The organism is Methanobrevibacter sp., assembly GCF_030539555.1.
Taxonomy (GTDB): domain Archaea; phylum Methanobacteriota; class Methanobacteria; order Methanobacteriales; family Methanobacteriaceae; genus Methanocatella.
Genome location: NZ_JAUNXX010000016.1, coordinates 25,251 through 32,880 on the forward strand (window position 1 = coordinate 25,251; position 7,630 = coordinate 32,880).

At 35.1% G+C, this 7,630-nt stretch carries 6 protein-coding genes and 1 tRNA gene; 6 read left to right on the top strand and 1 reads right to left on the bottom strand.

Annotation, left to right across the window (positions count from 1 at the left end):
• Positions 1–174 precede the first annotated feature (174 nt).
• Together Q4Q55_RS04925 and Q4Q55_RS04930 are read left to right on the top strand one after the other, a co-directional pair.
• Complete coding sequence (locus Q4Q55_RS04925; RefSeq protein ID WP_303371711.1) at positions 175–3,060, top strand: DEAD/DEAH box helicase; 2,886 nt, start codon at positions 175–177, stop codon at positions 3,058–3,060.
• Between the two features lie 168 nt (positions 3,061–3,228).
• On the top strand, positions 3,229–3,753 hold the full coding sequence (locus Q4Q55_RS04930) for a hypothetical protein (protein ID WP_303371712.1): 525 nt from the start codon (positions 3,229–3,231) through the stop codon (positions 3,751–3,753).
• Between the two features lie 323 nt (positions 3,754–4,076).
• Here Q4Q55_RS04930 and Q4Q55_RS04935 read toward each other — a convergent pair whose 3' ends face one another.
• Entirely contained in the window at positions 4,077–5,216 is a 1,140-nt protein-coding gene (locus Q4Q55_RS04935) for an aldo/keto reductase (protein ID WP_303371713.1), read from the bottom strand.
• Positions 5,217–5,400: 184 nt separating this feature from the next.
• Here Q4Q55_RS04935 and hypA point away from each other — a divergent pair, with 184 nt between their 5' ends.
• The 4 genes from hypA to Q4Q55_RS04955 all read left to right on the top strand — a co-directional run bounded on the left by hypA (position 5,401) and on the right by Q4Q55_RS04955 (position 7,630).
• Positions 5,401–5,775 (top strand): hydrogenase maturation nickel metallochaperone HypA, encoded by a 375-nt coding sequence (gene hypA, locus Q4Q55_RS04940; RefSeq protein ID WP_303371714.1) that lies wholly within the window; start codon positions 5,401–5,403, stop codon positions 5,773–5,775.
• 18 nt (positions 5,776–5,793) lie between these two features.
• Entirely contained in the window at positions 5,794–6,450 is a 657-nt protein-coding gene (gene hypB / locus Q4Q55_RS04945; protein WP_303371715.1) for a hydrogenase nickel incorporation protein HypB, read from the top strand.
• A 22-nt stretch (positions 6,451–6,472) separates the two neighbouring features.
• Positions 6,473–7,504: a DUF354 domain-containing protein gene (locus Q4Q55_RS04950; protein ID WP_303371716.1), complete on the top strand. Its 1,032-nt coding sequence runs from the start codon at positions 6,473–6,475 to the stop codon at positions 7,502–7,504.
• A gap of 53 nt (positions 7,505–7,557) precedes the next feature.
• Positions 7,558–7,630, top strand: a tRNA-Ala gene (locus Q4Q55_RS04955).

The window sequence follows — 7,630 nt, forward strand, 5'->3', positions numbered from 1 at the left end:
TCATGGTAGGATTTGTAAAACCTTCCATGATATGCTAAAAAAGTTAGGGATTTTCCCTACCTTTTTTCTGGTTTTTACAAAAAATATTACTTTTAAAATGCTCTTGGAAAAGATTAATATTATTTGAACAATCAAATATTACTTGTTAACTATTGAATTTTTTTAGCTGAGATTATGACAGGTTCCAACAATATTGACATGTTTAAAAATGATGTTCGCTATAGGGACAATATAGCCCATGTAGAGACTATCTCCGCTAAAAAAGCCAGGTTTAAGAGAATTGACAATCTGGATGAGAAAATAATAGCGTATCTTGATTCTCATGATATAAAACTATACCAGCACCAGGCCGACAGTTATGAGGCAATCAAAGAGGGAGAACATGTAATAATAACGACTCCAACGGCCTCAGGTAAAACCTTAGCATTTAACCTGCCTATAATAGAGACGATGATTGAAGATGAGAGTGCAACAGCACTTTATATTTATCCGGCCAAAGCATTATCAAATGACCAGCTTCACGTGTTGGAGGGTCTTGAAAGGGATCTAGAAATTAAAATTAACCCAAGAACCTATGACGGGGACACTCCCCGCGAAGATAAAAAAGGAATCCGTGAAAAATCACGCATTGTATTGACAAATCCATATCAGTTGCATCTTATTTTATCGTGGCACCATCAGTGGTCACGTTTATATAAAAACCTAAGATACATAGTCATTGATGAATCACATTACTATAAAGGCGTTTTCGGTTCAAATGTGGCATTTTTAATTAAAAGATTAAAAAGAATTGCTAATTTTTATGGGTCTTACCCTCAGTTTATTCTCTCATCAGCCACTTTGGCCAATCCCTTGGAATTGGCCAACCGATTGACAGGCGAAGAATTTAAGTTAATAGATAATGATTCTTCCCCAAGCGGCGAAAAGGACTTTATATTGTATAATCCTTTTAAAAATTACAGAAGAAAGAAAATAAATATGCAAAATGCTCCTTCTGTGCACATGGAAACTGAAAACATTTTCTTGTATATGATGCTTAAAGGAATTCAGACATTATGTTTCACGGTTTCACGAAAGACCACAGAACTGATTGCAATGTGGGCCAAAAAAGACATGACGCAAATTAAAGGAAAATTGGCCCATAGGATTGCCGCTTATAGGGCAGGTTATAAGCCGGAAGAGAGACGTGAAATCGAAGACGGTCTTAAAAGCGGCAAGTATTTGGGTGTCACATGTACAAATGCCCTGGAATTGGGTATTGATATCGGTTCACTTGATGCAGTTATCATTTCAGGTTATCCCGGAACAATGATATCTACATGGCAGCAGGCAGGACGTGCAGGAAGAAGCTCACAAAAATCCCTGGCAATATTGATAGCTTTTGAAAATCAACTGGACCAATATTTCATGAACAATCCGGGTTTCTTCTTTGATAAGCCTCATGAAAATGCAATCATTGATTTGACTAATCCGATACTGCAGGAGGCTCATTTATTGTGCGCTGCTAAGGAATTGCCTTTAAAATATAATGAAATAGAAAAATACTTCGGAGTCGATGATGATTTTCTGGATAATCTGGTGTCCAAGAAAGATCTACTCATCAACGGTCGTGGAGATTACATCTACCCATATGACGACAATCCAGCACTTGACCATTCCCTCGATCAGATTTCAAGTCAGGAATTTAAAGTAATGAATAATGGCCGACTCCTGGAGACAATGGAGAGATCACAGGTATATAGGGAAGCTCATGAAGGTGCAATCTTAATTAATAAGGGTGATACATATGTTGTTGACAGTGTAAGCCTGTCAAGAGGATTCGTCAATGTTAGCCGAAAAGATGTCGACTATCATACGATGGTATTAAACCAGACAGACATTACGATTAAAAGGAAATTGTCCAAAACGGAATATGGAAATCTCACAATCCACTTCGGGGAATTGACAGTCAGTGAAGACTACTTCAAATACAAAAAGATGCAATTTTCAAAATCTGTTGGCACTTATCCGTTGGACCTGCCGCCTTTAAAATTCAATACCAAAGGTTTATGGTTTACTATTCCAAAAAGTGTTAAAGACACGTTGGAGGACATGTTTCCAAATGAAGAGGAAGTATTTGCTGGAGGCCTTCATGGAGCTGAGCACGCTTTAATTGGTCTGTTTCCTCTACATACCATGTGTGATAGATTTGATATAGGCGGGCTTTCCACTAATTATCACGAAGACACTCAGGAAGCCACTATCTTCATTTATGATGGTTATGAGGGTGGAATTGGAATAACCCAGAAGGCAGTAGATGTCTTCATTGACCTGTTGAAATCCACTCTTGACCTGCTCAACAACTGTGATTGTCAAAGCGGATGTCCTGCATGCATATACTCTCCGAAATGCGGCAACGACAATAAACCTCTTCACAAAAATGCAACTAAATATGTCCTTGAATATATGTACAAATTAGTCTCAAATGAGATTACGCCCAAAAAGGAAGACCATAGCGAAGAATCTGAAGCTAGAAAACCCATCAACAATGAAAACATGCAGTTTAGCGATGCATTGGAACTGTATAATAAGGGGGATTATTCACAATCAAAGGATATTTTAAACAATATCCTGGTTGCCAATAAAAACCATGTTGACTCTCTTGCATTGATGGCCCAGATATTATGTGAACAGGACCAGAATGACATTTCAAAAATGTTTGTCAAAAGAGCTTTGGCTATTGATAAGGCAAATGAAAGGGCAAATGAGCTTGATGTCCGGTTGAATAATAGGCAAAAGGCCAACAATGATGTTCATTTTGAAATAAATACGCTGGATGATGAAGAAGTATTGTATGAAGAGGCTTATGATTTGTATGAGCAGGGAGATTTAGAGACTTCTTTTGAAATTTTAGAAAAACTGGTTGATTTTGACAGTAAGAATGCTGATGCACTGGCTTTGATGGGTTTGATTTATTATCATTCAGGGATATTTCCCAAGGCAATAGAATACTTTAAAAAAGCGTATAAAATAGATAAAAATAGTGAAATGGTTCGCGAATTAAAGATGAGGGTGTCATGAACTGTCTGATGGGTCAGTTATGCATTGAACTATCAGTATAATTATTTAAGTTTTGTTTAAAGTTTTTCATTTATTTTACTTATATATTTAAAAATTATTATTATTAATTGTCAATAAAATTTTAGAAATTATTTGATTGTAAATAATATGCTAATATAAGGTGAAAACATGGCATCCGATGAATCAATAAACATTAAAAATCCCACATTTGTTGGGGTTGTATGTCCAAAATGTGGAAGTACAAAATACAAAGTCCTGGGTACCGGATCCTTAGGTGCAAGTGTTGGTAAACAGTTGCTTTTTGGAGGCGTTGGTAACATGGTGGCTAGTTCAAGGAGTAAAAACGACTTTGAAATCAAACCTGTGAAATTTAAATGTGAAGACTGCAATGAGAAGTATGAATCTTTACCGAATGAGGCTGCTAAAGATGAAATTCTTGATAAACCTTGCAAAATAACATTTAAAAGACTTTCAGGATTAATTGGAGCCGCCATTAGACATCAGGTATTCATGAATGGTATTAAGGTGGGAACTGTGAAAAACGGTTCTGAAATAGAATTTGAAACAAATACCAAGTCAAATGTAATATTTGTAACTGACCCTCATGGTGTTGCATTCAATGACCAATATGAGTTTGCTGCTGAAAGCGGCGGTGAAGAATACATCAAATTCAAGAAGAAATTTAAAAGATAAGATTATCCTTTAATTTTTCTTTTTTTTTTAAACGCTAAAACAGTAAATTTGGAGGAAGCAGTGATGATTTGGATAATATTAGGTTTAATATTTCTAATCCCATTATCTTTCATTATAATTGTATTGAAAAACTCATTTAACAATTCAAATGAAGATAATACTATCAATCCCACTTTCAAAAATCAGAAAAAAGAATGAATTTGATGAAAATTAATTGGAATTCTGTTAAATTAGGGTTCTTTTCACAAATGGAAATTCTTTTTACTTAATCAATTTTCATCATTAGCTATTTTTAAGTTGAAATCCTTATTGATAATATTGCATTAGGCATAAGGGCTGAATCCTTCCTCAAAGTGCTCGCAGACTTTTTCAAGCTCTTCAGGAATGTTAATTTTTTGTGTGCAATGTTCCAGGCAAGTTTCACAATAGGTGCATTCGTCTGCTGGAACCTTTTCATCACCTAGTTTGTCGTAGTAGAGCCTGTAAATGTCAGATTCCGGCTGGTTTTTACTGGTGTTGTATAGGTTGAAGTATTCTGGAATTGGAATCTCTTCTGGGCATGCTTTTATGCAGTATCCGCATTCGCTGCATGGAACCGCAACGCTTTCTCTTAGTTTCAGTGCCATTTTCTCTAGGAATCTGCTTTCCTCATCACTCAATACCTCAAAGTTTTCATAAGTGTCAATGTTATCCTCTAAATCGCTCATTTTGCTCATGCCGCTTAAAATGATTTTAACATGTTCAAGGGATGCACAGAATCTTATTGCGAAACTGGCTATTGATTTGTCGGGATTGAATGAGTTAAATTCACTTTTAATTTCATCGGAGGGATTTACAATCACTCCTCCTTTTAGAGGTTCCATCACATAGACGTCAAGCCCATGTTCTACGCATAGGTCATAACATTTGTGCGCTTCAATGGAGGGATCTTCCCAATCGAGGTAGTTCAGTTCCAGCTGGACAATATCTAAAAAGTCCCCGTATTTGTCAAGGACTTTTTTAAGGAGTTCTGAATTGTCATGGAAACTGAATCCAATTTTTTTAGCTATTCTGTTTTCCTTCATTTTTTTAACATATTCAAATGTATTGCATTTTTCAGCCAATTTCAGCCATGGAACGTTGATGTTGTGTATAAAAAACACATCAAAATAGTCAATGCCTAACCTTTCAAGCATTTCGTTAACGTATTTGTCGTTATCCTTCTCTGATGTCAATGCCCATGTAGGCATTTTGTCACAGATTTGATATGATTCTCTGGGATATCTTTCAACTACTGCCTTTCTGATTGCAGTTTCGCTTGCTCCTCCATGATAAGCATAGGATGTATCAAAGTAGTTAAAGCCTTTTTCCATGTAGATGTCTACCATTTCATTAAACAGTTCCTGGTCGATTTTTGTTGGATTGTTTGCATCGGTTTGCGGTAATCTCATACATCCAAAACCAAATTTAGATTTGTAAGTCATTTTAATATCTCCTTAGTTAATAATATTTTTGGAAGCAATATATTTAAATGTTGTTAAATGCAACAGTTTTTATATTTTTTTAAAATTTTCGGGTATTACATTAAATTAGTTTAAATATTAAATAGTTTTATTAATAAACAAAACTAAATTTATAATATTAATATTTATTGTAAGGAGAAATAAAATGCATGAATTATCAATGGCTCAAGGTATTATTAATGCAGTTATAGATACTGCAGAAAGTAATAATGCAACTGAAGTTACTGAAGTTACTATTGAATTAGGCAGATTGGCTATGGTGAATCCGGAACAACTTAAATTTATTTTAGGGGTTTTGGTGGAAAATACCCTTGTCGAAGATGCAGAAATTAAGTTTGAAGAGATTCCTGTTGAAGTGGATTGTTCTGAATGCGGATTCCATGGTGATGCAATACTTGATGATAAAGATCACTATGCTCCAATGGTCAAATGTCCTGAATGTGATAGTCTTGCAGTTGAAATTCTTAATGGAAGAGACATTGTTGTCAAAAATATTATTATTGAAAAACCTGATGATTAAACGATTTGAGGTGAAAATATGCACCAAGTAGCAGATGTAGAAGTAGCAAAAAATATTATGGATGCTAATAAAAGACTAGCAGACAAAAACTTGAAAAATTTGGAAGACAAAGAAATATTCTGTGTTGATTTTGTTGGAGCAATCGGCTCAGGTAAAACAACATTGATTGAAGAAATCATAGACAATACCGATTATAAAATTGGAGTTCTTGCTGGTGATGTAATCTCTGAATTTGATGCAGGACGTATTGAAAAGCATGATGTTCCAGTAGTGGGTCTAAATACAGGTAAGGAATGCCATTTGGATGCTCATTTGGTTGGTCATGGTCTTCATGACTTGCCATTGGAAGATTTGGACATGGTCATTATTGAAAATGTGGGCAATTTAATTTGTCCGGTTGACTTTGAACTTGGTTCCCACATGAGAATCGTGGTTGTAAGTGTTACCGAAGGTGACGACACAGTAGAAAAACATCCATTGATTTTCCAAACATCAGATGCTGTTGTAATAAATAAAGTTGACTTGGCAGAGGCAGTTGGTGCGGATGCCGATAAAATGGTTGCAGATGCTAAAAAATTGAATCCTAATGTAAAAATCATCAAATCCAGCCTTAAGGAAGGTAACGGATTGGATGAAATTATCAAAGCTATTGAAGAAAAGAAAAATAATTTATAAATAAATTTTTTCCGGTGGTTTCATGAAAGTGTGGGTAGATATTTCAAATGCTCCTCATGTAAGGTTTTTCAAAGATGTGATTAAATATCTTGAAGCAGAAGGTGAGGATGTAATTGTTACTGCAAGGCAATTTGGTGATATTCATAAGTTAATGGAAATGTATGATATAGATTTCATATCTGTTGGAAAACATGGTGTGAGTCTGTATGATAAATTGAGAGAATCTACATCAAGAGTCTATAATCTTGTTGATATAATACATGGTGAAAGGGTTGATGTCGCCCTTAGCAAGCATTCTATTGAGCTTCCTAGAATTTCATTTGGTCTAGGAATCCCAAGTTTGTACGTTTTAGACAACGAACATGCCCTTGCGGCTAATAAATTGACTCTTCCGTTATGTGATAGGATTATCACTCCGAATATTATAGATTTCTGGAAATTAATGAAATTTGGCGCTGATCCGAATACAATAATTCCATATAATGGAACTTCCGAATTAATGCATTTCAAAAGTTTTGAATATAATGATAATGTTTTTGATGATTTGAATCTTGATTTGAAACATAAAAAAACTATACTGATGAGACCTGAACCTTCACTTGCATCATACCTTGATGCCGATTGCAGAAAGTCAGTCTTATCTCCAATTGTTGACGAGTTAAAAAATGTTGCCAATATACTGATTCTTCCAAGATTCAGAGAACAGGCCGAAATATTTGAGGGAATTGATAATGTTTCAATATTGAAACCGCCTGTAGATACTTCAAGTATCATTAAGAAGGCTGATCTTGTCATTGGTGCTGGAGGTACAATGAATAGGGAAGCTGCAATCCTGCAAACACCCGTCATTTCATGTTATCCTGGTGAAACTTTGTCTGTGGACCAGTATTATATTAACAAAGGATTAATGTATCGTTCCATTGATACTGAGGATGTTATCAACAAGGCATTGGATTTTATTGTAAATCCTCATGAAAAGATTGAAGTGAAAACTGATGACCTGTTCCAAATTATTATTGACAATCTTTATGATTTGGCAAAAAATGGTAAATAGTTTTTTATAGTAATAGTATCAAATATTATTATTGTATTTTATTTAATTTTTATGGGCTGGTAGCTCAGATGGTAGATCGTCGCCTTGGCATGGCGGAGGCCCCGGGTTCAAATCCCGGTCAGTCCA